This window comes from Microbacterium terrae, assembly GCF_017831975.1.
GTDB classification, from domain to species: domain Bacteria; phylum Actinomycetota; class Actinomycetes; order Actinomycetales; family Microbacteriaceae; genus Microbacterium; species Microbacterium terrae.
Window position 1 is genome coordinate 46802 of sequence record NZ_JAFDSS010000001.1, and the last position, 25159, is coordinate 71960.

A 25159-nucleotide genomic window follows, 5' to 3' on the forward strand; every position below is an offset into this window, starting at 1 on the left:
CGGCCTGTTCAGGCCACCGGGCGTTACCAGATGACGCCGCCGCCGATCGAGATTCCGCCCCACGTGAGGGCGATGAAGATCGCCGCGAAGACGACAGGTGCGATGCCCTTGCCACCGCGGGCCAGACCCTTGAACAGTCCGATGACCGCGAGCACCGCGGCGATGACCGAGAGGCCTCCGCCCACGATCAGCCCGATGAACAACGGGATCGGCATGAGGACGAGGCCGGCCAGGGCGACCCAGAAGGCGGCCCAGGCGACGGGGTTCGAGGGACGCTGAACGGCATTCGACATGGGTCGATCCTCTCAGATGCCGCGGTCGGCGCTCTCCATCACGTGCTCCACCGGGTGCAGCCAGGTGCGGTCGCGCGGGTCGGGTGTCGGAGCTGCGGCGAGCAGCCGCGCGGTGTACTCCTCCTTCGGCGCGTCGAACACCTCCGCGGTTCCGCCCTGTTCGACGATCCGTCCGTGCTGCATGATCGCGACCCGATCGGAGACATGGCGCACGACCGCCAGGTCGTGCGAGACGAACAGATACGACAACCCCAGCTCGTCCTGCAGCCGCGCGATGAGGTCGAGGACCTGTGCTCGCACCGACACGTCCAGTGCCGAGACGGGCTCGTCGAGGACCACGAGGTCCGGGCGTCTGATGAGCGCTCGGGCGATGACCACGCGCTGGCGCTGCCCGCCGGAGAGCGCCGCGGGGCGGCGCCCGGCGAGCCCCCCGATCCCCACCAGATCGAGCATCCGGATGACCTCATCGCGCCGGTACTCTCCCGCGATCACCAGGGGTTCGGCGACGCTGTCGTGCACGGTCATCCGAGGATCCAGCGCGGTGTACGGATCCTGGAAGACCATCTGCACGCGCCGGCTGAGTTCCTGACGGCCGAATCGATTGGGGCGGGTGATGTCCAGACCATCCAGCAGCACTCGTCCCGCACGAACCGGGGTGAGACCGAAGATGCTGCGCGACACGGTCGTCTTGCCGCTGCCGGACTCCCCGACGACAGCCAGGGTCTCACCGCGCGCGATCGTGAGGCTGACCCCGTCGACGGCCCGCACGACTCTGCGGCCGGGGCCGAAGCCCGACCGATACTCGACACGCAGATCGCGGATGGAGAGAAGCGGATCAGCCAATGGGGGCTCCTTGTGCGACGAGGTGGCCGGGACTGATCTCCACCAGGGGACCGGATGCGCCCCGCGGAGGCATGGTGAGGGACGCGGTGCCCCGGGGAACACGGCCCACCTCGGCGGCGGCGAGGAGTGCGCGGGTGTACGGATGTGCGGGGCGGTCGTATACGTCGAGGACGTCGCCGCACTCGAGCAGCCGGCCGTCGCGCATGACGGCGATGCGGTCGGCCACACCGCCACTGAGCCCGAGGTCGTGGGTGATGAGGATCATTCCCGCTCCCGTCTTCGAACGAGCGTCGGCGAGCACGCGCATCACCTGTGCCTGCACGGTCACGTCGAGTGCCGTCGTCGGTTCGTCGGCGATGAGCAGAGCCGGGTCGTTCGCCACCGCCATCGCGATCATCGCGCGCTGCCTCATCCCACCCGACCACTGGTGAGGGTACGCGCGAGCCATCTCCGCCGGACGCCGGATCCCGACGTTCTCGAACAGGTCGACGGCGAGGGCCCGGGCACCGCGCCGGGAGAGCCCGGGACGGTGCTGCCGGAGCGACGAAGCCAGTTGCGTCCCCACTCGCCGCAGCGGGTTCAGTGCGGTCAGCGGGTCTTGGAAGATCATCGACACCGACCGGCCGCGGAGGCTTCGCAGCTGCGCGTCGGTCGCCTCGCGCAGACTTTCGCCGCGGAGGCGGATGTCGCCGGAGGCGATCCGCACACTGGGCGGGAGGAGGCCGATCGCGGCGAGCATGGTGAGCGTCTTCCCGCTCCCCGATTCGCCCACGAGGCCCAGCACCTCGCCCTCCTCGACCGTGAGCGACAGGCCGTGCACCAGATCACGCTCGGTGCCGTCGGGTTCGGTCGCGCGGAGCACGAGTCGGTCGATCTCCAGCAGTGGGGTGCTCAACGGTGTTCCTTCCGGCCCAGGACGAAATCGCCGTTCTCCGTGGTGAATCGCTGGCTGATGAAGGCTGCCCCGCCGATGACGAAGAACATCGCGATGCCGGGGAGAAGGGCTTGACTCGGCACGAGACGCATCATGCGCTGCCCCTCGAAGATCATCCCGCCCCACGTCGGCGTCGGTGGCTGCACGCCGAGGCCGAGGTAATCCAGTCCGGCGAGGATCAGCATCACCGCACCGATATCGGTCACCGTCACGATCAGGAGCGGGCCGGCGACAGACGGGAGGATGTGACGGCGCAGCACGTGCGCGGTGGTGGCGCCCTGGAGGATCGGTGCCAGCACGAAGTCCCGATCACGCAGCGACATGGCGATGCTGCGCGCGACGCGCGCATACCCCATCCAGTACGACACTCCGAGCACGACCACGGTGAGCCCGACGCTGCTGCCCAGGGTCGCGGCGAGCGCCATGAGGAGGAGCACGACAGGCAGGGCGAGTTGGACGTCCGACACCGTGCTGAGTGCGTTGTCCGCCCATCCTCCCCGATAGCCGGCGATCAGTCCGATGATCGTTCCGATGATCAGGTTGATGAGGACGATCGCGAGCGTGAGGAGGAGGCTGATGCGCCCTCCGAGGGCGAGGCGGCTCATCATGTCGCGCCCGAGTGCATCGGTGCCGAGCGGGTGCGCAGCATCCTGGAAGGCGGGCAGATTCGTTGCGCTCAGATCTTGACCCATCGGGTCGAAATCGGGAAGGAGCGGCACGATGACGACGAAGGCGACGACCGTTGTGAGGAAGGCGACGCCGACGAGGATCAGCGGACGCGCGCTGCCGCGTCGACGAGAACGGGGTGGAAGGGCGCCCGACGAGGTCGGTGCCGCCAGGATCGCGTCGGTCATCGGATTCTCACTCTCGGGTCGAGGACACGATGCAGGATGTCGTTCAGCACGTTCACCACGATGAACCCGACAGCGACGACGAGGAGCGCCGCCTGGACGACCGGGAAGTCTCGCTGAGCGACTGCTTCGATCAGGGCGGAGCCGATCCCCGGCCACGCGAACACCTGCTCCACGATGACCGTTCCGCCGAGGAGCATCGCGAGGTTGAGACCTGCGACGGTGAGGACGGGGAGGAAGGCATTGGGAAGGACGTCGAGGACGAGGATGCCGGCTCGAGATCTCCCTGCGGCACGGGCGGTCCTGACGTAGTCCATGCGGGTCTGCTCGGCCATCTCCGCGTCGAGCAGTCGCACGTAGAGGACGAACTGACCCGTCGCGATGGTCAGGATCGGCAGGATGTAGGCCGCAGGCGACGCCGCTCCGAGCGACGGCAGCCAGCCAAGCATCACGGAGAAGATCAGCACGGCGAGCACACCGAAGAAGAAGTCGGGCACGGAGTGACGAAGGGTCCCCGACCAGAGGAACACCGCACGCAGGCGGCGGCTGGCGGCGAAGTAGATCGCCAGGACCGCTGCGACGGCGACGGCCAGCCCGATCGCGAAGGCCGGGAGCGCGAGCGAGATCGTCGCGGGCATCCGCTCCCACACGATCGCCAGAGCGGGGGTGCCGGGGCGGCGGTAGGAGTCGCCGAAGTCTCCGACGAGCGCGCCGGTGGCGAAGTCCACGAACTGGACCGGCAGCGGCCGATCGAATCCCATCGAGCGCTCGAGGTCCGCGACCTGCTGCGGTGTCGCGTTCTCGCCCAGGAGCAGTGCGGCCGGCGAGCCGGTGAGGCGCCCCAGCGTGAACGCGACGACGAGCACGATCGCGATCGTCGTCGCAGCCTGCAGCACTCTGCGGATCACATAGGTGAGCATCGACATCCCTTCGACTGCGGGGCGGACGATCGTTGATCGCCCGCCCCGGATCATCAGTCCGCTACGCGGATGTCCTGCACGCGGAAGATGCCGTCTGCAGCCGGAGACCAGTCGAACGAGGGGTCGATCGCGTACGTGTAGTTGTTCGCGTACAGCGGCACCGTCTGGACGTTCGCGTCGTTGAGCGCCCAGATGTCGCGATACACGTCGTCACGCTCCTCGCCGACCGCTGCCTGCTGCGTGGAGTAGAGCTCGACCATCTCCGGGGTGCCGAAGTAGTCCTCGGGACCGCCGGCGAGCAGCTGACTGACCACGACGTCGCCGTCCATCACGGACGGCGCCCACCCGTTGAGGTAGAGGCCCGAGACCGCGTGATCGGCGAGTGCGAGCGAGAACGTGGCCTGATCGGTGCCGGCGAGCTCGATGTTCAGGCCGATCTCGGTCAGCGTCCCGGCGATCGCCTGCGCGACGTCGCCGGCCTGCGACATGCCCCCCGACGACGCGTATTGGAGGGTGATCGGAGTTCCGTCGTAGTCGGAGCCCGCAACGAGTGCCGCCGCGGCGTCGAGGTCGGCGGCGGGAACCGGGTAGTCGGCGACGTTGCCCTGCACGCCCTCGGCGAGCAGCTGGCCGGTCGGCGTCGCGAGACCACCCAGCAGGTTGGCGGTGAGTTCATCGCGATCGACGGCCAGGGCGATCGCCTCGCGGATCTGCACATCGGCGAGGGGCGCCGCAGCGGGGTTGATGCCGAGGAAGGCGACCTGGTTGCCGGGCGCGGTCGCGACCTCGACTGCCGGGTTCGCCTCCACCACGGGTACCTGACTGGCCGGGATCGATGCGATGTCGAGAGTGCCCGATTCGACGCCGGTGACGCGGGCGTCCTCAGCCCCGACGAAGGCGAACGTGACGTCGGCGACCTCGGGCGCGTCGCCCCAGTACTCGTCGTTGCGCGTCACCACATAGTCGACCCCCGCAGACTGCGAGACGAACTTGTACGGGCCCGTTCCCACCGGCGCCTCAGCGAACCGGCCGTCGGCGTCCGCATATGCGACGGCCGGGACGATGCCGATCGTGCCGACCATCGATGGCCATGCGGCGTACGCGTTGTTCAGTGTGAACACCACGCGCCCTGCGTCATCGGACTCCACCGTCGAGAGCATGGAGATCGCCGCACGGTTCGTCGACTCCGGCGAGGCCAGGATCGTCTCATATGTCGCGACGATGTCATCGGCGGTCACGGCCGTGCCGTCGTGGAAGACGACGCCGTCGCGGAGCACGAAAGTCCAGGTGGTGAGGTCCGCGCTGGACTCCCACTCGGTCGCCAGGCCCGGTTCGATCGTCCCGTCCGACGCGATGCGGGTCAGGCCGTCGTACAGCGCGTAGTAGATGTTCCACGCGGCGACCGAGCGGGTCATGATCGGGTCGGTTCCCGGCGGCTCGGCCGGAAGGGCGATCACAGCCGAGACCTCTTCTGCGGATGTCGGCTCGGCGTCGCCGGCGCACCCGGCGAGGACGAGTCCGCCGGCGATCGTGAGCGCGATGGCGGAGGTCCGGCGTCGGTTCATGTCTGGTCCATTTCATCGAGGTGGAGCATTTGGTATTCCATCTACCAAAAGTCTGTCCGGCTCGTCGACGTCATGCCAAACCGGCGACGCTTCCTTTACGCGGAGTTCACGCCGCGAAACATCCGCGTTACACGACCACCGCTGCGAGCACCTGGGGCTTGCCGGGAACCGTCACGCGGGTGACCGAATCGTCGTCGAGCGCGACGAGCGTGAGACCGTCCCAGGGGCCACGGCTCGTCGACCCGCCGGTGAGAACGGCGTACGCGCGGGTGTCCGCCGGGTCTCTCCAGAAGATGACGTTCTCGTGCCCGCGATCGAGTTCGACGAGCCGCTCCGCTCCTGTCGCAAGGTCGCGGACGGTGAGGCTCGGGCCGAGCTTCGCGCCACCCACCTGGCCGACGCCGACGACGAGCAGCCGGCCGTCGTCGGTCAGGGCGACCCCGTGCTGATGGGTGTCGCCGGTCATCGGCTCCGTGCGATGCGCCCCGGTCGCACCGTCGATCACGAGCAGCCCTCGTCCTTGATACGGCAGGTAGATGGTCTCGTCCTCCGCAACAGCGGCGTAGTGCGGCTTCATGTGGGACATGTGCCCACCGGCGGTTCCGAAAGGCGCGATTTCCTGGACTTTTACCGCGTGGCTTGCAATGTCGATCGTGTGAAGGGTGAACGAGTCGTGATCGATCGAATGCACCGAACGGCCATCGGCCGAGCGCACCAGATCGAACGGTCGCTCCCCGATCTCCACGCTGTCGACCACGGCGCCGACGGCCGTGTCGACCACCTCGACCGACGACATCCGTCCCTCGCGGTGCACGCCGACGAAGAAGGTCCTGCCGTCGGGTGCGGCGACGATGCCGGTGCCGCCCGGGCGGTATTCGCCATACGCGATTGTGTCCGGTGCGTCGCGGTACGGGATCAGGCCGGTGAGCTCCGTGACCTGCCGATCGACGAGTGAGACGCCCCGGGCGGTGGCGACGGCGACGGTGCCGTCGGTCGGGCTGACGGCGACGCCCCACGGTGCGGGGCCGACGTCGACGGTCCGCCGCGCGACGCTGTCCGCGGCGCGCCCGGCGAGGTCGACGAGCGCGATCTCCGAGCCTTCGGACAGGGTCGCGACGAAGGTCGACGCGGTGTGGGGAGCGGCGGCTGATCGGTGCATCGAGGTGGTCATGAGTCTCCTTCTGACGGAACTGATCTGGTATACAAGATACCCAAAGGCGCCGTTATCCCAACCCGCAGGAAAGAGCCGCGATGACCCTCTTGCTCACTCGAAGCGTGCTCGAGCAACTCGTCGACCCGGCGGCGACCGTCGCCGCCGTTCGGGCTGCCCTGTGCGCGGTCGAGCAGTCGGCGGCGTTCCAGCCTGCACCGTCGATCGTCACAGCAGCCCACGTCCCAGAGGAGTTCCTGGTGATGGCGGCGTCGGGCCACGACGACCTCGTCGCGGCGAAGCTCATGAGCGACATCCCGGCGAATGCCGGGCGAGGACTGCCCACCCAGCGGTCGGCCATTCTCATCACGCGGCTCAGCGACGGGGTTCCGGTCGCGATTCTCGACGGGAAGGTGCCGACACGCGAGCGCACAGCAGCGGCGACCGCCGTCGCGACGGACGCGCTCGCGCGCGCCGACAGCGTGGAGCTCGCTCTGATCGGGGCGGGCGGACTGGCTGCACCCCACGTGCGCGCGCTCTGCGAGGTGCGGCAGTTCCGGCGCGTGACGGTGTGGTCGCGTTCGAGCGAGCGCATCGAGGCGCTCCAGCTCGCGCTCGCCGACGTCGACGTCGAGGTGCGGGCTGCGCCCACGCCACAAGGCGCCGTACAGGGGGCCGACGTGGTCTGCACGCTCACCCCGGCTCGTCATCCCGTGCTCGAGGGTGCCTGGCTCGAACCGGGCCAGCACGTGAACGCGGTCGGTGCTCCACCCCGCGCCGATCATCGCGAGATCGACAGCGAGGTCGTGCGGCGGTCGAGCGTGTTCCTGGATGACGTCGCAACCGCGATGGTGAAGTCCGGCGACGTGCTGATTCCACTCGGAGAGGGCATGATCGGGGCCGATGCTCTGCGCACGACGCTCGGTGCCGTGTTGAACGGCACGCGACCGGGACGCACACATGAGAATGAGATCACTCTCTACAATTCCGTAGGAATCGGCGTGCAGGACCTTGCCGTGTCCGCGCTCTACATCGAGCGCGCGCGGGCTCGTGGACTCGGCCTCGAGGTGGATCTGGCTGCATAGGACGGGAACATGACCGAGCAAGACGATGCGGTGGGCCCCGTTCGCGACGTTCGCCGGCCGCTCGCGGTGGGCTCGACCTATCAGTCGCTCACCACGCAGGTGTTCCAGGAGTTGCGCGAGCGGATCATCGAAGGCCTCTACCCGCCCGGCACACGGCTGCCGGAGCGCGAGCTGTCGGAGGATCTGCAGGTCTCCCGCATTCCGATCCGAGAGGCACTGCCTCGGCTCGAAGCCGAGGGGTACATCGTGACGATGCCGCGTCGGGGAGCGATCGTACGGCAGCTCACCCTGCGCGACATCGAGGAGCTGTTCGACCTGCGCATCACGCTCGAGGTGTTCGCCGCCCGTCAAGCAGCGCTGCGCGCGCAGACGACGCCGCCGGGACCGCAGCTGCGGGAGCTCGTCGCCCGTGCCCTCGAGTTCACCGAGCAGCACAGCGAGCACGAGATCTCCTCGGTCAACAGCGCCATCCACGAAGAGATCGTCCGCCTCGCCGGCAACGATCTGCTCGGCAGTGTCATGCAGACCATCATGGGTCGATCTCGCTGGCTGTTCCGGCTGACCACGCAGCGCGACCAATCCGAGCAGTACCGCGAGCACACCGAGCTCGCCGACGCGATCTACGCCGGCGACGTCGAGCTCTCCGGAGCGATCGCGTACTCGCACATCCAGAAGGGGCGCGCGCCGAGCATCGCTCTCCTGCACGATCGGCTGCCCGCTGAGTGACCTGTTTCACGCGGGAAGCCGCCGGTGAGTATTCGTGGCGGACTCGTCCGATGCACCTGCTGAGTGGAACGATCTTTGCCCTCAGACGCGGCAGGCCGCAGGATTCAGGCATCCTGACTCCCTGAGGCGGTTCCGATGAGCGGCACACCCGGCCAGCCGAGGCTCGCCCTGTCGACCGTGTGCCTGTCGGGGACGCTCGAAGACAAGCTTGCTGCGACCGCGGCGGCCGGGTTCGCGGGCATGGAGATCCTCGACTACGACCTCGTCATGTCGCCGTGGTCCCCTCAGCGGCTCGCGGAAGAGGCGCGCGGGCGCGGCTTGTCGATCGAGGTCTACCAGCCGTTCCACCTCGAGACGGTGCCGCCCGATCAGTTCGATGGCACACTCCGCCACGCGGAGCAGAAGTTCCGATTGCTCTCCGAGCTTGGAGCGCGAGTGCTGGTGTGCTGCTCGACCCGCACCGAGCGCGGTCTCGACGATGACGATCTGGCGGCCGAGCAGCTGCACGTGCTCGCCGGCCGGGCCGCGGAGCACGGCATCCGTCTCGCCTACGAGGCCGTCCCGTGGGGTCGCGTCCGCAGCCATGAGGATGCCTGGCGCCTCGTCGAGCGGGTCGATCACCCCGCCCTCGGACTGTGTCTCGACAGCTCCCACGTGCTCGCGGGAGGCGGAGACCCGGCGGCGATCGCGCGCGTCGACGTGGACAAGGTGTTCCATGTGCAGCTCGCCGACGCGCCCGCGGCGAGTCCTGACGTCCGCGAATGGAGCCTCCACCACCGGATGTTCCCCGGTCAGGGGTCGCTCGATGTAGCGGGCTTCCTTCGTCAGATCCTCGCGATGGGCTACGACGGCCCGATGGCGCTCGAGGTGTTCAATGACGTGTACCAGCAGGAGGATCCGCGGCATGCCGCGACGGATGCGATGCGGGCGATGCTCGTGCTCGCCGAGACGGTCGGCGCAGCCGGGCTGCTCGGCACGCCGGATGGGATCGGCTCCGACGATCTGCCGCCCGCGCCCTCGCTCGGAGGATTCGCGTTCGCCGAGCTCGCGGTCGACCAGGTGTCGGCGCCGATCGTCGCGCGCACGCTCTCCGCGCTCGGCTTCGCGCACGTGGGTCAGCACCGGTCCATCCCGGTGCAGCTCTGGGAACAGGGCGACGCGCGAGTGCTCCTCAACTTCGCACCGCAGCGCACGATAGCGCCGGCGACCGCATCCATCTGCGCCTTCGCGGTCGAGAGCTCCGATCCGGAAGCGTCGATGGCCCGTGCGGCGCGACTGCTCGCGCCGAAGCTGCCTCGGCCGCGCCGCGCCGAGGAGGCGGACCTCAGCTCGGTCGCCACGCCCGACGGCACCGCGCTCTTCCTCTGCGCCGGCGACGGCGACGCAGACGGCGACAGCGACCCCGCCCGCGACTGGCTCGACGACTTCGCGCCGACGGGCATGCCGTCGCCCGCACGCCCCGTGCTCGATTCGATCGACCATCTCTCGATCACCGAGTCGATCGACGACTTCGACCAGTCGACGCTCTTCTATCGTTCGGTGCTCGGACTCGTTCCCGGTGAGCCGACGGAGATCACCGCGCCGTTCGGCACCGTGCGGCGCTGGGCGGCGAGCGACCCCGGCGGTCGGGTGCGCGTGACGCTGAGTACGACGCCGCTTCGCCGAGGGGACTGGGCGCCGGCGGTCTCGAACCCGCAGGTCGTGGTGTTCTCGACTGCTGACGCCATCGCGTGTGCGCGGGCGCTGCGCGAGCGCGGCGCGCCGATCCTGCAGATGCCGGCCAACTACTACGACGACCTCGAAGGTCGACTCACGCTCCCCGACGGATTCGTCGACACCCTGCGCGAGCACTCGATCCTCTACGACCGCGATGAGAGCGGTGAGTATCTGCACATGTTCACCGAGATGCTCGGGTCGCGGGTGTTCTTCGAGATCGTGCAGCGCATCGACGGGTACAGCGGGTTCGGCGCCGCGCAGAGCATCCCGCTGCGGATGGCGGCGCATCGGCGCCAGCGACTGCGGATGCTCGCCGTCGCCCCGACGACCGCGTCGCCGGACGATCCGCACCAGTACTCGCTCGCGCACCTGACGGCGCTGAGCCTGTCGCCGCCCGAGCTGGTGGATGCCGCGGCCGCGGCCGGGTACCGCTATGTGGGTCTCCGCATGACCAAGGTCACCGCCGAGGAGCCGCACTATCCACTGACCTACGATCCTGCGCTCATGCGGGCGACCAAGACCCACCTCGCCGCGACCGGTGTCGAAGTGCTCGACATCGAGCTCGCGCGCTTCACCTCCGGCGACAGCCCCCGCGACTACCTCCGCTTCCTCGAGGCCGGTGCCGAACTCGGCGCGCGTCACGTCATCACGCAGCTTCCCGATGCGGACTTCGCTCGCAAGACCGACCGATTCGCCGAGCTCTGCCAGCTTGCCCTGCCGCTCGGCCTCACGGTCGACCTCGAGTTCCCGTCGTGGACGGAGACGCCGAACCTGACGGAGGCCACCCGGGTGCTTCGCACCGCCGACCAGCCGAACGCCGGCATGCTCATCGACGTGCTGCACTTCGCGCGGTCAGGATCGAGCGTCGACGAGCTCCGCGCCCTGCCGCGCGAATGGTTCCACTACGCGCACGTCTGCGACGCTCCCGGCGAGATCCCGACGACGACGGCCGGGCTCATCCACACGGCGCGGTTCGAGCGGCTCTATCCGGGCGACGGCGATCTCGACATCCACGCGATCCTGGGAGCGCTGCCCGCGGGCATCCCGTACGCGCTCGAGATCCCGCGCGCGATGCTCGTCGCCCAGGTCGGCGCGAAGGAGCACGCGCGGCTCGCGATCGGCGCCGCCCGTCGCGACCTCGACGACGTGGCGGCTCTCGCCGCGATGTGAAGCACCCGCGGGCTGATGCTCGCGGGTGCTTCACCACAGCCGGGGTCAGTCGGTCGCGACGTGCTCCAAGCTCGCGCCGGGCGAGTAGATGTCCATGATGTTCCAGTGCCCCGCGGTGGGCGTGGGGACGTTGACCATCGACACGTCGATCACCACGGGGCCGCCGTCGGCGATGGCACGCTCCAGTGCGGGCTTGAACTCCGCGGCGGACGACACCTTTATGCCGGTGACACCGTACGCCTCGGCGATCGCCGCGAAGTCGGTGTACATCGGATCGCCGTCCGTGCCGAACACCGTGCCGTACGTCGTGTCGAAGGCCGCCTTCTCGAGGCCCGCGATCGTGCCGAAGGCGTTGTTGTTCATGACGACCCAGACGGCCGCGACATTCTTCTCGCGAGCGGTGGCGAGGACGGCCGGATTCTGACCGAAACCGCCGTCGCCGACGAGCGAGACGACGACGCGGTCCGGACGGGCGATCTTGGCGCCGACGGCCGCCGGCGCGCCGAAGCCCATCGTCGCGAAGCCGCCCGGGGTGAGGAACGTGCCGGGGGTGAGGATGTCGAACTGCTGCCCGACGCCGTTCTTGTTCCATCCCACGTCGGTGGTGATGATCGCGTCGGCGGGGAGCACCTCCCTCGTCTCGGACAGGATGCGCTCCGGCCGCATCGGCCAGGCGTCGGATGCCTGGGCCTCGGTGTTGCGACTGCGCTGGTCGGCGCGGTCGGCCGCGATCTTCGCCAGCAGCTCCGGGCGGTCGACGCCTGCGGGTGCGAGGCGCCGGGCGACCCGCAGGAGCACGGTGAGGGCCGCCTTGATGTCGGCGATGGCGCCGATCTCGAGCGGATAGTTGCGACCGAGCTCGGCAGGATCGATGTCGATCTGCATGAGCTTCGTCGCGGGGATGTCGAAGGTGTACTCGGCGTACCACGAGCTGGAGTCGGCCTCGGCGAAGCGGGTGCCCAGCGCGAGGATCCAGTCCGCGGTGCGGGTGGTCTCGTTGACGAAGGCCGTGCCCCAGAATCCGGTCATGCCGAGGACAAGCGGGCTGTCGTCCCGGAGCGCGCCTTTGCCCATGAGACTGTGAGCGACCGGGAGCGACAGGAGCTCGGCGAACTCCTCCAGCTCGGCGGCGGCGTCGCCGCCCACGATCCCGCCTCCCACGTAGAGCACCGGCCGATTTGCTGCGAGCAGGTTCTTGACGATCCGCTCGGCGACGTCCTCGTCGAGACTGGGCTTGACGAGCGCCCTCGTGTTGCTGAGCACCTTGTCGAAGAGGGCGGTGTCGACCTCCGCCGAGAAGACGTCCATGGGCACGTCCACGAGGACCGGACCCGGCCTGCCGCTCTCTGCGAGGGTGAACGCCTTGTCGAGCACCTCGGCGACGAGGTGCGGCTGGTCCACGCGCCAGGCGCGCTTCACGAACGGGCGATAGATCTCGTACTGCGCGGCATCGGCGTGGAGGTTGATCTCCTGGTGCGGGTGCTTGCCGAAGTAATGGCTGGGAACGTCGCCGGCGATCACCACCATCGGAATCGAGTCGAGGGCGGCGTTCGCGACGCCGGTCGCGGCGTTCGTCATGCCGGGTCCGAGGTGGGTGAGCACGACGGCGGCGCGCTGAGTGACCCGTGCGTAGCCGTCGGCGGCGTGGGCGGCGATCTGCTCGTGGCGCACGTTGACGAACGAGATGCTCTCGCTCTTCTCCAGTGCAGCCAGCAGAGCGATGTTCGTGTGACCGCACAGGCCGAAGATGTGCTCGACGGCGCGCGCTTCGAGATAGCGGACGATCTGGTTCGAGACCAGGTCTTTCATGGCGTGCTCCTTCATTGCTCGCGCTCGAGGGGAACGGATCGGCGTGCCGGCCCGGTGTACGTGTAACCGATCGACTTCGGGGTGGGTCCTTTGATGCGGCCGCCCTGCAGCAGCTGCTCGTTCGCGTGGGCGAGGATGCCCACCGAGCGCGACAGGATGAAGACGCCGCGACCGAGCTCCGGAGTCAGGCCGAGCTCGCAGTAGATGACCGCTGTCACACCGTCGACGTTCATCGGGATGCGCTGCGGGCGTCCTTCGCTGATGGCGTCCTCCACGGCGCGCCCGATGGCGGCGAAGCGTCCGTCGACGTCGTCGCTCGCGCTCGCGGCGTCGACGAGGGCGAGCAGCCGCGGGGTGCGCGGGTCGAGCGGATGCCAGCGGTGGCCGAATCCGGGGACGTAGCGCTCGCCGGCGTCTCGTCTGCGCTGCAGCACGGTGCGGACCGCCGACGCGAGGTCGCCGTCGTCGCCGAGCTCCGCGTCGACGGCGTAGTACAGCTCCATGCACTGCTGTCCGGGGCCGCCGTGCACGTCGTCGAGCACGTTGATCGCCGACGCCATCGCATTGTTGATGCGCGCACCGCAGGTCATCGCCATCCGCGCGATCGCGATCGACGGCGCCTGCGGGCCGTGGTCGACCGAAGACACGAGTGCGGCTTCGAAGAGCGCGGACTGCGCGCGTGTGGGCAGGTCGCCGCGGAGCATGAGCCAGATCGCGTCGACGAAGCTCACGTTGCCGATCAGCTCCTGGACCGGATATCCGCGCAGGTCGATCTCACCCGGGCGCACCTCGATGATCTCGGTCTGCCACCAGCGACGCGCTTCGTCGACGAGTTCCTCGGGCGTGCCGCCGGTCATCGCCCGGTTCCCGTCGCCTCGAGCGCGGAATCGTAGAAGTCCCCGAAGAGCTCTTCGTCGGACGGGCGGTCCTCCGCGATGGTGCGTGAGACCCAGGTCGAGTTGAGGTAGTGGCGCAGCGAGACGTTCTCCGAGGTGATGTTGCCGCCCCAGGTGCCGCATCCCATCGACGAGGTCATCGGCATGCCGTTGGTGAACGAGCCGGCGTTTGCCTTGGAGTTGGGCTGGCGGACCATGATGCGCGAGACCGGCATGTGCCGCGCGAAGTAGTCGATGTGCGCGTCGTCGGTCGACGCGATGCCGCACGAGTGCCCCTTGCCGCCGATGTCGTAGAGCCGCTTCGCGACCTCGACGCCGTCTTCGAAGCCGCCGTCGTACGGATGGACGGCCATCAGCGTGGTCAGCTTCTCTTTGCAGAACTGCCGGTCCTCGGCGATGCCGTCGCCTTCGACCACGATGAATCGCCTGTCGTCGGGGATGTCGAAGCCTGCCGCCCGCGCGAGAGCTTGAGGCGACACGGCGACGGTGTCGGCGAGACGGTGCCCCTCGGCATCCCACATCACGGACTTCAGGGCTGCCCGCTCTTCGGACGTGGCGAGATACCCGCCCTCGGCCACGAGCGCGTGGAGCATGTCGGAGTAGCGGGATGCCGGCACCAGCACGTTGCCGTCGGCGGAGCATCCCGAGCCGAAGTCCGACGTCTTCGAGAGCATGCAGTTGCGGGCGGTCTCGGCGATGTCGGCCGTCTCGTCGACGAACTCGGTGGCGTTGCCGGCGCCCACTCCGTAGGCCGGCGTGCCCGAGCTGTACGCGGCACGCACGAGACCCTGACCGCCGGTCGCGATCACGAGATCCGACCGGCGCATGATCTCCTGCGACGCCGTGAGGCTCGGGAGCGTGATGCACTGCAGGATGTCTGCCGGGGCGCCTTCGGATTCGAGGGCCTCACGCATGAGGCGCACCGTCTCGAACGTGGTGTTCTTCGACCGCGGATGCGGCGAGAACACGACGACGTCACGCGCCTTGATCGCGTAGATCGCGTTGCCTGCGGGCGTGAGGTCGGGGTTCGTCGTGGGGACGACGCATCCGATGATCCCCACCGGCTTGCCGTACTTCACGAGGCCCCGCGCAGCATCCTCCTCGATGATCCCGACCGAGGGGCTGCGGAGCGCGTCGCGGAGCACACCGCGGATCTTCATGCGCTTGTTCATGCGGCTCCCGTAGTCCCCGAGGCCGGATTCCTCGATGCCCATCTCGACGAGGCGATGGAACGAGGAGCGGTTCGCCACCGCCCAGGCGACCGCGCGGATGAGGCGATCGACGCGCTCCTGGTCGTAGGTCTCGATGACAGCCAGAGCAGCGCGGGCGCGCTCGAACACATCGTCGAGCTCCGCCTCCTGCTCGCTCGAGAGCACTCTGCTCGCCGGTTCAGCCATGACAACTCCGTTCATCGGCATCGATGTCGACGGCCGAATGCTATTGAGCCGCCGACGGCTGCGGCAAAGCGTGTCTCACTGGGCAGGAATCCAGGCTCGACGACCGCGGTGTCGACGCCGCGTGTACCACTCGCTGGGCCGAAGGGTTGCCGCCGCCAGGGAGCGGGAATAGCGTCCGAGCGCTGACCGTCCCGGCCGATTCCCCAGATTCGCCGGAGCGATCGCACCCAGTGAGATGACGGAAGGCGCCTCCGCTCGACGTCATCGGATCAACGACGATCAAGGAGTCATCGATGCGCAAGCGACTGACCCGGCGGTTGGGTGCTGCAGGGATCGGAGCACTCGTCGTGCTCGCCCTCGCGGCCTCACCCGCGTACGGAATCGGGAGTCCCGCCGAGCCCGTTCCCCCAGCAGGACTGTCGGGACTGGATCCCACGGGTGCCGACATGCCCACTGTCGGCGGCAACCTCGGCAACCAGCACTACTCCGGGCTGACCGACATCACCAAGAAGAACCTGAAGAAGCTCGCGCCGGCGTGGCGCACGCATCTCTCGGAGGTGGCACCCGCTTCCGACGACGTCGGTCAGCAGACCACGCCGATCGTCGTCGACGGGATCATCTACCTCGACACGCCGAGCGGGGGAGTCATCGCCGTCGACGGCGCTTCGGGCGCACCGGTGTGGAAGTGGGAGAACGACGTCTACGGCCTGTCGGGCACGCGCCGGGGCGTGGCAGCCGGAGACGGGAAGATCTTCACCCTGGGGGGCGGCAACCGCGTCGTCGCACTCGACCAGGAGACCGGCGCCGAGGTGTGGGCGGTGCAGCCCACCGGGCCCGCGGGCGAAGACCTCGGTCGCGTCGGCAAGGTCGCGACCGTCTACTCGGACGGCATCGTGTACGCGCACGCCGCCGACGGTGACCGCGGCGCCGTCGTCGCGCTCGATGCGAGCGACGGCTCGTACGTCTGGCACTTCTTCGGCGGCCCGCCCCGCGGCGAGGTGTTCACCGGGCTCGACGGCGTATCCTTCGACGCGTCGGCGACCTGGGGGCCTGTGCTCGCCGACGGCACCGACTGCTCGGAAGAGGGCGGGGCGACGTCGTGGATGCACGGCGCCGTCGACCCCGAACTGGGCATGTACTACATGACCTTCGGCAATGCGCGCAGCTGCACGTCGTCGCAGAACGGGTCGCTGCGGCCGGGCGACAACCTGTTCTCGAGCACGCTCGTGGCGGTGGATGCCGCGACCGGCGACTACAAGTGGCACTACCAGTCGATCCATCACGACGTGTGGGACATGGACAACGTCCACCCGCCGACACTGGCCGACATCGAGATCGCGGGCGAGGAGCGCAAGGTCCTCTTCTACGGCAGCAAGTCGGGCCACCAGTTCGTCCTCGACCGCACCGACGGCACTCCGGCGCTCCCCGTCGTCGAGAAGGAGATGATCACGGACTCGCGCCAGGCTCACTCTGCGACGCAGCCGTTCCCCGAGAACCGGCTCCTGCCGGACTGCGTCGTGTGGGAGAAGCTCGACCCCGACAACATCCCCGGCGATCCCTGGCGCGCCGTGCCCAACTACAACGGCTACCAGCCCGACGCCGAGGGCAACCTCGTCTTCAACCCCGACAGCTACGTCGCGGCGGACGAGCCGTTCCTGACGTATCCGGCCGGTTCGGCCGATCACCGCGAGGGATGCATGTACGACCCGCAGTGGGATCTGCCGATCCTGTCGACGACGAGCCAGAACGGTGGCGCGGACTGGTCGAACAACGCGTACAGCCCGCGGACGAACCTCGTCTACTACCCCTACGGCACCAACCCCGTGGCCCACTGGAACGGAGCGGCGGCCAACGGTCAGCGCGCGATCGGCCAGTACCAGACGGGTGGCATCCTCGCCTACGACGCCTCGACGGGCGAGGTCGCGTGGCAGAACCACCTCGGCACCGACATGTCGCACGGTCAGGGGCCCCTGGTCACGGCGACCGATCTGCTCTTCGCCGGGCAGATCGACGGGCGTCTCCTCGCGTTGGATGCGAAGAACGGCAAGCAGCTGTGGGAGTTCCAGACCGGATCGGGGATCGCGGGAGCGCCCGTGACGTACGAGGTCGACGGCGAGCAGTATGTCGCCGTCATCGCGGCGGGCTCGACGAACCCCTACGGCGCATCGGTGACGCAGGGCGACTCGCTGTGGGCGTTCAAGCTGGGCGGCGACCACGTCACCGCGTCGGGAAGCCAGGAGGGGCCCGACACGGCACCGCTGACGATCCGGCGTCCGGTGAGCGGGGCGGCTGTCGAGGGGGCGACCGTCGGGAACACCGTCCTGCTCGCGCGCAGCAGCCGTACGGCCGACACCGCGGCGGCACGGGACAGTGTGGCGCAGAGCGCGATGCAGCCGACGCACCTGCGAGTGCCGGTCGGCAGCACCGTGACCTTCCTCAACCCGGGGGCCGAGACGTTCCCGAGCTTCCCGAACGTCAAGGCGCACTGCGCGACGCAGTTCTTCGAGGGCGAGTTCAACGTGCGGCTCGAGCCGGGGGAGTCGTACCAGCACACGTTCGACCGTGCCGGGGAGTACTACTTCAACGACTGCACCGACCCGCGACCCACGGGCAAGATCGAGGTGTACCTCGAGGCGGAGGATCGTCCCGGTGCACTCACCTTCATCCCGAAGCGACTGGATCTCGGGGCTCGATCGGGGCTCTTCACCGATGTGAAGGGTCTGGTGATCGCGCACTTCGCGGTTCCGCGCGGCTATCGCTACGACGGTGGGGCGATGCTGACAACCCCCCTGTCGGACAGCCCGCTCCCCGCCGGGAAGGTGGTCGGCCTCGGAAAGCATCTCGTCGTGACGTTCGACAAGGCCGCTCTCGACAACAACGTGCCCGAAGGAGAGGTGTCGTTGACGCTCGTCGCCGACTTCACCCATGACGGTGTCCAGAAGCGCCTGTCATCGACCGCGACGGTGACCGTCGTCAAGTAGGCCGGCCCGCCCGAACATCGGTCCGTCCTCGCCGCCACGGCGGGGGCGGACCGATGTGCGCGAGTGGTGTCCCATTCGGCGAGACTGTGCTTTGCGCGCATCGAATGGGCGGCCAGAGTCGCAGGGGCGGCAGCGTGTGCGAGCATGTGCCGCCCCCCGCATCAACAGAGAGGTTGACTATGCACCCCGACACCGTGGCGGTTGCGCCATGACCGAGAAGGATCCCGGGGACAAGCCCGAGGAACCGTCGGGCGTCGACCCCGCCGTGGCCGCGGAGTCGGGCCTCGGCGACTCGATCTACGGGCACACCAACACCGTGTTCACGGTTCCGAAGTTCAACCAGGATGTGCCACCCGACCCGCGCGTGCTGCGCGTGCTGTCCGCCATCGAGATCACGGTCGGGGTCACGCTCTTCGCACTCATCGTCATCGGCGTGATGTACCAGGTGCTCGGGCGGTACTTCCCCGGGGTGTCCTGGGTCGGCGCAGGCGAACTCGCGCTGCTGTCGATGGTGGCGATGACCTTCGTCATGACCGGTTATCTCGTCGGCCGCAACGGGCACATCGTCCTCGAGGTCTTCGATGAGCTCCTCGCGGGTCGGAGGCTGTTCGCGGTCCTCCGGATCGTCTCGGCGGTGATCATGGTGGTCACGTGTCTCGCGCTCGCCTACGAGGCCTGGGTCAAGATCACCATCGAGTGGGGCCGAGCCAGCGCCGCGATGCACATCCCGTTCGGCGCGCTCTACATCTTCGCTCTAGTCGGGTTCCTCTCGGCGGCGATCCACTCCGCGTGGAAGATCCCGTACGCGAACCGCCCCGAGCGCAAGCTCGACATCGGCGAGATGGAGGGCTAGGTCGTGGATCTCTGGCTCTACATCCTGCTGCTCGTCGTCTTCCTGCTCCTGCGGGTGCCCGTCGCCTTCGCGATGATCGCCGCGAGCATGCTGTACTTCTACAGCCACGACCTGTCGGCCGGCTACGCGATCACGTCCGTGGTCAACGGCATCAACAGCTTCCCACTCCTCGCCGTGCCGCTGTTCATCTTCGTCGGCACCATCGCGAACAACCTCGGCATCGCCACCCGGCTCTACGACTTCGCGCGGGCACTCCTTCCTCGTCTCCCGGGGAACCTCGCGTACGTGAACCTCGGCACGGCCATCGGCTTCTCGTGGATCAGCGGCTCCGCCCTCGCCGATGCCGCCTCCACGAGCAAGGTTCAGATCCCGCAGATGCTGAAAGCGGGATACCCCTACGGCTTCTCGGCGGGACTCACGGCGTCGGGCTCGCTCATGAGCACCGTCATGCCGCCGAGCATCCCGGCCGTTCTGTTCGCGGCCACGGCGTCGATCTCGACCGGCGCCCTGTTCGCCGGATCGATCATCCCGGCCGGCCTGATGGCGCTCGGCCTCGCGCTGTACGTGTTCGTCTGGGTCCGCTTCCACCCCGAGGTCGCCTCGAGCCGTCCATTCGTCGCGGCGATGCTCGGCAAGGCGAGCGCGCGGGTGATCGGGCCGGCGCTGCTTCCGGTGATCATCCTCGGCGGCATCTTCAGCGGGTGGTTCACGCCGACCGAGAGCGCGGGCATCGCGGCCGTCTACATGCTGCTGCTCGGCCTCATCTACCGCACCCTCACCTGGCGGGTGTTCTGGAAGGCCGCGAAGGAGACGGTCATCATCTCGGGCGGCATCCTGCTGATCCTCGGAGCGTCGAACCTCATGGGTCAGGTGCTCGCCCGCGAACAGGTCTCGCGGGCGCTCGGGGAGTGGCTGACGGGGCTCACCGACAACCCGATCGTGTTCCTCCTGCTCCTGAACGTGCTGCTCATCCTGTTGGGGATCTTCCTCGAGGCGCCGCCGGTCATCCTGGTGCTCGTGCCGATCCTCATGCCGATCATCGGGCAATTCGGGATCGACCCGGTGCAGCTCGGCGTGATCATGATCCTGAACCTCATGATCGGCTCGCTCACGCCACCTGTCGGCGCCGTGCTGTTCGTCGTCGGCTCGATCACCCGCAGACCGATGGGAGAGCTGTTCCGCGGCATCCTCCCCTTCCTCATACCACTGGGCGTGGTGCTCCTGCTGCTCACGATCTTCCCCGTCGTCGTCACGCTGGTGCCGACGCTGCTCGGGTTGATGTAGCGCCACGAGCGTCGATCCCGAGGACCCCCGTGGCGTGCGAAGCCGGCGCCGCGGGGGCCTCGCGCGTGCGCGCCGGTGCCCGGGAGCGTGGATGTTCCACTCGACGGGACATCGCTATGCGAAGCGGCGGAAGTCCGCGAAAGTCGGCACTGGCACGAGACAGTCTCCCGACAGCGCGGTCGACGTGAACCCGCCTCCGGGCGGGGGAGGATCGACCCGGATGCCGCGAGCCGACAACCGAAAGTCACATCCGCACCTGCACGATGGCGTGCACACAGTAAGAGGAGAGTCACATGGGCACAGCCCGATCGACGCGCCGGAGCCGGTTCGCGGCGTCGGTGCTCGCAGCATCCGCCCTCGTCGTCACCGGCTGCGCCGGCGGCGGCACCCCCGAGAGCACGACGAGCGAACCCGCCGCCGAGAGCGAGCCGGTGACGCTCACCGTCGCCACGAGCCAGAACGAGGAGACCCCGAACTACTACTGCGGCGTAGAGCTGCTGAAGGATCGTCTCGAGGCGGCCGACATCGGCTTCACGGTGGAGCTCTACCCGGCGAGCCAGCTCGGTCCCGACGCCGATCGCTTCCCCCTCGTGCAGGCGGGTGACATCGACATCGACCTGCAGGGCGCATCGGCGCTGAGCTCGACGTTCGAGCCCATCGGCGTGGTCGACGCCGCCTACGCGTTCGACGACGTCGACCACGCATTCCAGTGGATCGACGAAGGCTCGGAGGAGCTGTTCACGTCGTTCCACGAGGCGACCGGGGTGAACATCGTCGACGGCTGGTTCTTCGGCAACCGCACCTTCACGACCAAGGACGTCGCGGTGACGAGCCCTGACGATCTCGATGGCGTCGCGATCCGGTTCCCGAACTCGCCGCAGTTCCTCGCGAACGCCGAGGCGCTGGGGGTCACGAACCCCGTGTCCGTCGCCGTCGAGGAGGTCTACTCGGCGCTTCAGCAGGGCATCGCCGTCGGCCAGGAGAACCCGATCGTCGCGACCCACTCGTCGAGCTACGACGAGGTGCTCAACACGGCGGTGCTCAACAACCACAACGTCGGCATCCACTGGATCCTCGTGAGCGACAAGACCTACGAGAAGATGAGCGAGGAGCAGACCGCGCTGCTCGAGGAGACCATCCACGAGATCCGCCCCGAGAACGAGACCTGCGTCGACGAGGCGACCGAGGAGATCCTCGACGACTACCGCTCGAACGCGGACTTCACGGTGATCGAGCAGGAGGACATCGACATGGATGCCTTCATCGAGAAGGCCGAGGAGTTCTTCGGCACCTACTTCACCGGTGAGAACCTCGCGGCCTACCAGGCCATCCGCGACATGGCGGACTGACCGAGAAGTGAGGGAGTGGCGGGTGCGGATCGCACCCGCCACTCCTTTTTTCTCCGGGTCAAGACACGTGGTCCGCGGCGATCGCGCGTCCGAGCGCAATGCCGGCCGCCCGCACCGCGGGAGCGACACGTTCGGGGGCGACATCGGCGATGAGGCCGGTGATGGAGATCGCCACGAGCGGTGAGGAGACGGCGCCGACTGCGGTACTCGCCACGCACAGCCGCCCGGGCATGCACTCCTCGCGCTCGACGGCGACGCCGGCGCGCCGGATGTCGGCGAGCTCCTGCTGCAGCACGGCCGGGTCGCAGATCGTGCGGGGTGTGAGCGGCCCGAGGCCGGCGCCGACGACGCCGGCGACGACAGCGTGGGGGGAGAACGCGAGGAGTGCCTTGCCGAGTGCGGTCGCGTGGGCCGGGAGCCGTCCGCCGACCCGCGTCGGCGGCTTCGATGTCGGCTCCCCGCGCACCGTGGCGACGATGATCACGTCCGCCGCCTCGAGCACCGCGAGATTGACGGTCTGACCGGTGCGGTCTCGCAGCTCGTTCATCACCGGAAGGGCGGCGCGGCGCAGTCTCCGCGGCATCTCGACGGTCTGACCGAGCTCGAACAGCCGAACCCCGATGTACAGCCTGTCGCCGTCTCGGTCGAGGAATCGCTGCCCGACGAGGTCGGCGGCGATCCGCGACACCGTCGACTTCGGCAGATTCGCGCGGCGCGCGAGCTCTGAGACACCGAGTCCGTCGTCATGCTCGCCGAACGCCTCGAGCACCGCGGTGATCCGATCGAGGACGCTGACCGAATCGGTCCAGCCTGATGTGCGCACGGGCTATGCGGCGGAGAGTCGTCGGGTGAGGGTGGCACCGGCGGCGCGAACCAGCGGTGCGAGGCGTTCGGCGTCCATGGTCGAACTGGGCCCCGCGAGCGAGAGCGCGCCGAGCACGGCATGATCTGCGGCGAGGACGGGGCTCGCGACCGCGAGGATCCCCGGGTAGGCGACCTCGCGATCGATCGCGACGACCGACGAACGAACGTCGTCGAGTTCGTGGCGGAAGTCGTCAGCGGCGTTGCGGACGAGCGGAGCGCTGAGCCTGTCGATCAGGCTCTGATCGGCGCAGAAGGCGAGGTAGGCCTTTCCGCTCGCCGTCGTGAGCGCGGGCGAGCGCGTGCCGGGGCGGCTCGGGAGCATCGGAAGGCGTCCCGCGAGCGTCGCGAGCGCGACCATGTCGTCGCCCTGCTGAACCCAGAGTCCGACACGCTCGCCGGTCGCGTCCCGTAGGTTGCGGATGACCGGGGCTGCTGCCGCGAGCAGGCGCCGGGGGATGCTCGCACGCGCGCCCAGCTCGAACAGTCGCAACCCGAGCGTGACGCCCGAGGGCGTTCGCGCGAGGTAGCGCTGCCGGTCGAGGTCTGCGACGAGGCGCGACACTGTGGACTTCGCCATGCCGGTGCGCAGGGCGATCTCGGTGATCGAGGTCGATCCGTCGTCGCAGTCTCGGACCGCGTCGAGGATCGAGATGATGCGTTCGAGCACGGAGACAGGAGCGCCCGACGCTGCGGGGGTCGTGTTCCACTCGGCGGGACTCGTCATCGAGGATCACCTTCCAACCGGTTGAATCGTCGTCGATCACCTGGTGGATTCGAACGTACTAGTTAGTACGTATCCATGCAATGCTGTTCGGAGATCGCGCGGCACCAGCGTCGGTGACCGCAGGAAGGCGTCATGCGCACATCGATCGACCACCGACCGTGGCGCGGACGGATGCCCGGGGTCGCGGCGTGATCCGTGTCGGTCTCGTGGGGCAGGGCATCACGGCCTCCCTCACCCCTCCGATGCACGAGGCCGAGGCTGCAGCGCTGGGCCTCGCGTACGAGTACCGGATCTTCGACCTCCTCGATCTCGGTGTGCCCGCCGAGCGCGTCGGGCGCATCCTCGAAGAGGCGCGGGAGTCAGGGTTCGCGGCGATGAACATCACGCACCCGTGCAAGCAGCTCGTGTTCGACATCGTCGAAAGCCTCGATGACGATGCCGCGCGCCTCGGCGCGGTGAACCTCGTCGTGTTCGCAGACGGGCGGCTGGTCGGCTACAACACGGACTGGATCGGCTACCGCGACGGACTCGTCGCGGGGCTCGCCGGTGCGTCGTTCGAGCGTGTCGTGCAGATCGGGTGCGGGGGCGCCGGGGCGGCCACGGCGTACGCGCTGCTGTCGCACGGCACTGCGCATCTCGTCCTCACGGACGCGGACGTCGACCGCGCGGAGGAGCTGACTGAGCGGATGCGTCCGCACTTCCCCGGGCAGGTGGTCGAGACGGTGCAGCCTGGCCGGCTCGAGGCGGCGATCAGGACGGCGACCGGGGTCGTGCACGCGACGCCGATGGGCATGCTGCACCATCCTGGAGTCGCGTTCGACGTCGGGCTCCTCCAGCCCGCCGCCTGGGTCTCGGATGTCGTCTATCGACCGCTCGAGACCGCGCTCGTCCGCGAGGCGACGAGGCGCGGGCATGCGGTGCTCGACGGCGGTCTCATGGCCGTCGGGCAGGCATGCGCTAGTCTCCAGATCATCACGGGCGCGAATCCTGATCGCGCACGGATGGAGCGGCATTTCCGGGCACTCATCGGCGCCGAAGAACAGGCCGCCGGAGGGAGCATCCGATGACGGGTCGCCTGGGAGAGGTGCGCGAAGGGGGCGTGACGCAGCGGGCCGAGCGCACCCGGGAGGACATCCTCGAGGTCGCCACGGCGGAGTTCGCCGCGAACGGCTACGCCGGGGCGCGGGTCGACGAGATCGCGGCCCGCACGCGCACGACCAAGCGCATGATCTACTACTACTTCGGCTCGAAGGAAGGGCTTTACCTCACTGTCCTCGAGCGCGTCTACGCACAGATCCGCCAGGTCGAGCGCGGGGTGGAGATCGACGAGCTCTCACCCGACGAGGCGCTGCGACGACTCGCCGAGGCGACCTACGAGCACCACACCACGCATGAGGCGTTCATCCAGCTCGTGAGCATCGAGAACATCCACCGCGCAGAGCATCTGCGTCAGTCCGAGACGATCCTGCGCGAGAACATCGCGGTGATCACCCTGCTCCAGCAGGTCATCGAGCGGGGGGTGCGGGAGGGGATCTTCCGCGACGACGTCGACGCGCTCGACGTGCACATGATGATCAGCGCCTACGCCTGCTTCCATGTGGCCAACCGGCACACCTTCGCCGCGATCTTCGATCGCGACATGCTCGCGCCGGCGCTGCAGGAGTCGCATCGGAGACTCATCGGCGACATGGTCGTCGCGACGATGACCGACCCGCGAGCCGTTCCTCACGGGTGATCGAGGGCGGCTGC

Annotated in this window: 21 protein-coding genes; 9 read left to right on the plus strand and 12 right to left on the minus strand. The window is 68.6% G+C overall.

Going from position 1 to position 25159, the window contains the following annotated elements; genetic code table 11:
• Positions 1-23 precede the first annotated feature (23 nt).
• From JOD63_RS00180 to JOD63_RS00210, 7 genes are all read right to left on the minus strand, one after another.
• A complete protein-coding gene (locus tag JOD63_RS00180) occupies positions 24-293 on the minus strand; it encodes a hypothetical protein (RefSeq protein ID WP_045276360.1) in 270 nt (89 codons plus the stop codon).
• A 12-nt stretch (positions 294-305) separates the two neighbouring features.
• Entirely contained in the window at positions 306-1136 is an 831-nt protein-coding gene (locus JOD63_RS00185; RefSeq protein ID WP_045276361.1) for an ATP-binding cassette domain-containing protein, read from the minus strand.
• On the minus strand, positions 1129-2031 hold the full coding sequence (locus JOD63_RS00190; RefSeq protein WP_052682551.1) for an ATP-binding cassette domain-containing protein: 903 nt from the start codon (positions 2029-2031) through the stop codon (positions 1129-1131). The genes JOD63_RS00185 and JOD63_RS00190 overlap by 8 nt, the downstream gene beginning before the upstream one ends.
• Positions 2028-2924, minus strand: coding sequence for an ABC transporter permease (locus JOD63_RS00195; RefSeq protein WP_052682552.1), 897 nt, complete (start codon positions 2922-2924; stop codon positions 2028-2030). The genes JOD63_RS00190 and JOD63_RS00195 overlap by 4 nt, the downstream gene beginning before the upstream one ends.
• Complete coding sequence (locus JOD63_RS00200) at positions 2921-3841, minus strand: ABC transporter permease (RefSeq protein ID WP_169748414.1); 921 nt, start codon at positions 3839-3841, stop codon at positions 2921-2923. Before JOD63_RS00200 ends, JOD63_RS00195 begins: the two co-directional genes overlap by 4 nt.
• Before the next feature lie 53 nt (positions 3842-3894).
• Entirely contained in the window at positions 3895-5406 is a 1512-nt protein-coding gene (locus tag JOD63_RS00205; protein ID WP_045276363.1) for an ABC transporter substrate-binding protein, read from the minus strand.
• Between the two features lie 127 nt (positions 5407-5533).
• Positions 5534-6577, minus strand: coding sequence for a YncE family protein (locus JOD63_RS00210; protein WP_052682553.1), 1044 nt, complete (start codon positions 6575-6577; stop codon positions 5534-5536).
• A gap of 80 nt (positions 6578-6657) precedes the next feature.
• On the opposite strand from JOD63_RS00210, the gene JOD63_RS00215 reads away from it, so the two are divergent.
• The 3 genes from JOD63_RS00215 (at position 6658) to JOD63_RS00225 (ending at position 11253) form a co-directional block, all read left to right on the plus strand.
• Entirely contained in the window at positions 6658-7641 is a 984-nt protein-coding gene (locus JOD63_RS00215; protein ID WP_045276364.1) for an ornithine cyclodeaminase family protein, read from the plus strand.
• A gap of 9 nt (positions 7642-7650) precedes the next feature.
• Positions 7651-8367, plus strand: a complete 717-nt coding sequence (locus tag JOD63_RS00220) for a GntR family transcriptional regulator (RefSeq protein ID WP_084613619.1) — start codon at positions 7651-7653, stop codon at positions 8365-8367.
• 135 nt (positions 8368-8502) lie between these two features.
• The gene (locus tag JOD63_RS00225; protein WP_211088013.1) at positions 8503-11253 is read left to right on the plus strand and encodes a TIM barrel protein; all 2751 of its coding nucleotides are present in this window, start codon (positions 8503-8505) and stop codon (positions 11251-11253) included.
• A 45-nt stretch (positions 11254-11298) separates the two neighbouring features.
• On the opposite strand, the gene JOD63_RS00230 is transcribed toward JOD63_RS00225, so the two are convergent.
• The 3 genes from JOD63_RS00230 to JOD63_RS00240 are packed head-to-tail and all read right to left on the minus strand — an operon-like array spanning position 11299 to position 15355.
• Positions 11299-13062, minus strand: coding sequence for a thiamine pyrophosphate-binding protein (locus tag JOD63_RS00230; protein ID WP_045276365.1), 1764 nt, complete (start codon positions 13060-13062; stop codon positions 11299-11301).
• Between the two features lie 11 nt (positions 13063-13073).
• Entirely contained in the window at positions 13074-13919 is an 846-nt protein-coding gene (locus JOD63_RS00235) for a citryl-CoA lyase (RefSeq protein WP_045276366.1), read from the minus strand.
• On the minus strand, positions 13916-15355 hold the full coding sequence (locus JOD63_RS00240; RefSeq protein WP_045276367.1) for an aldehyde dehydrogenase family protein: 1440 nt from the start codon (positions 15353-15355) through the stop codon (positions 13916-13918). The genes JOD63_RS00235 and JOD63_RS00240 overlap by 4 nt, the downstream gene beginning before the upstream one ends.
• A gap of 293 nt (positions 15356-15648) precedes the next feature.
• Here JOD63_RS00240 and JOD63_RS00245 point away from each other — a divergent pair, with 293 nt between their 5' ends.
• The 4 genes from JOD63_RS00245 (at position 15649) to dctP (ending at position 21822) form a co-directional block, all read left to right on the plus strand.
• Positions 15649-18336 (plus strand): outer membrane protein assembly factor BamB family protein, encoded by a 2688-nt coding sequence (locus tag JOD63_RS00245; protein ID WP_052682554.1) that lies wholly within the window; start codon positions 15649-15651, stop codon positions 18334-18336.
• A gap of 208 nt (positions 18337-18544) precedes the next feature.
• Complete coding sequence (locus tag JOD63_RS00250; RefSeq protein WP_052682555.1) at positions 18545-19189, plus strand: TRAP transporter small permease; 645 nt, start codon at positions 18545-18547, stop codon at positions 19187-19189.
• 3 nt (positions 19190-19192) lie between these two features.
• The gene (locus tag JOD63_RS00255; RefSeq protein ID WP_045276368.1) at positions 19193-20473 is read left to right on the plus strand and encodes a TRAP transporter large permease; all 1281 of its coding nucleotides are present in this window, start codon (positions 19193-19195) and stop codon (positions 20471-20473) included.
• 293 nt (positions 20474-20766) lie between these two features.
• Positions 20767-21822, plus strand: coding sequence for a TRAP transporter substrate-binding protein DctP (gene dctP, locus JOD63_RS00260; protein ID WP_045276369.1), 1056 nt, complete (start codon positions 20767-20769; stop codon positions 21820-21822).
• A gap of 58 nt (positions 21823-21880) precedes the next feature.
• Here the strand turns inward: dctP and JOD63_RS18120 are convergent, their stop codons facing one another.
• Together JOD63_RS18120 and JOD63_RS00270 are read right to left on the minus strand one after the other, a co-directional pair.
• Positions 21881-22645, minus strand: a complete 765-nt coding sequence (locus tag JOD63_RS18120; protein WP_045276370.1) for an IclR family transcriptional regulator — start codon at positions 22643-22645, stop codon at positions 21881-21883.
• 3 nt (positions 22646-22648) lie between these two features.
• On the minus strand, positions 22649-23410 hold the full coding sequence (locus tag JOD63_RS00270) for an IclR family transcriptional regulator (RefSeq protein ID WP_045276371.1): 762 nt from the start codon (positions 23408-23410) through the stop codon (positions 22649-22651).
• A gap of 188 nt (positions 23411-23598) precedes the next feature.
• Here JOD63_RS00270 and JOD63_RS00275 point away from each other — a divergent pair, with 188 nt between their 5' ends.
• Positions 23599-24477: a shikimate dehydrogenase gene (locus tag JOD63_RS00275; RefSeq protein WP_045276372.1), complete on the plus strand. Its 879-nt coding sequence runs from the start codon at positions 23599-23601 to the stop codon at positions 24475-24477.
• Positions 24474-25145 carry a TetR/AcrR family transcriptional regulator gene (locus JOD63_RS00280; RefSeq protein WP_045276373.1) on the plus strand — a complete coding sequence of 224 codons (672 nt, stop codon included), beginning with the start codon at positions 24474-24476 and terminating at the stop codon, positions 25143-25145. The genes JOD63_RS00275 and JOD63_RS00280 overlap by 4 nt, the downstream gene beginning before the upstream one ends.
• Positions 25146-25159 lie beyond the last annotated feature (14 nt).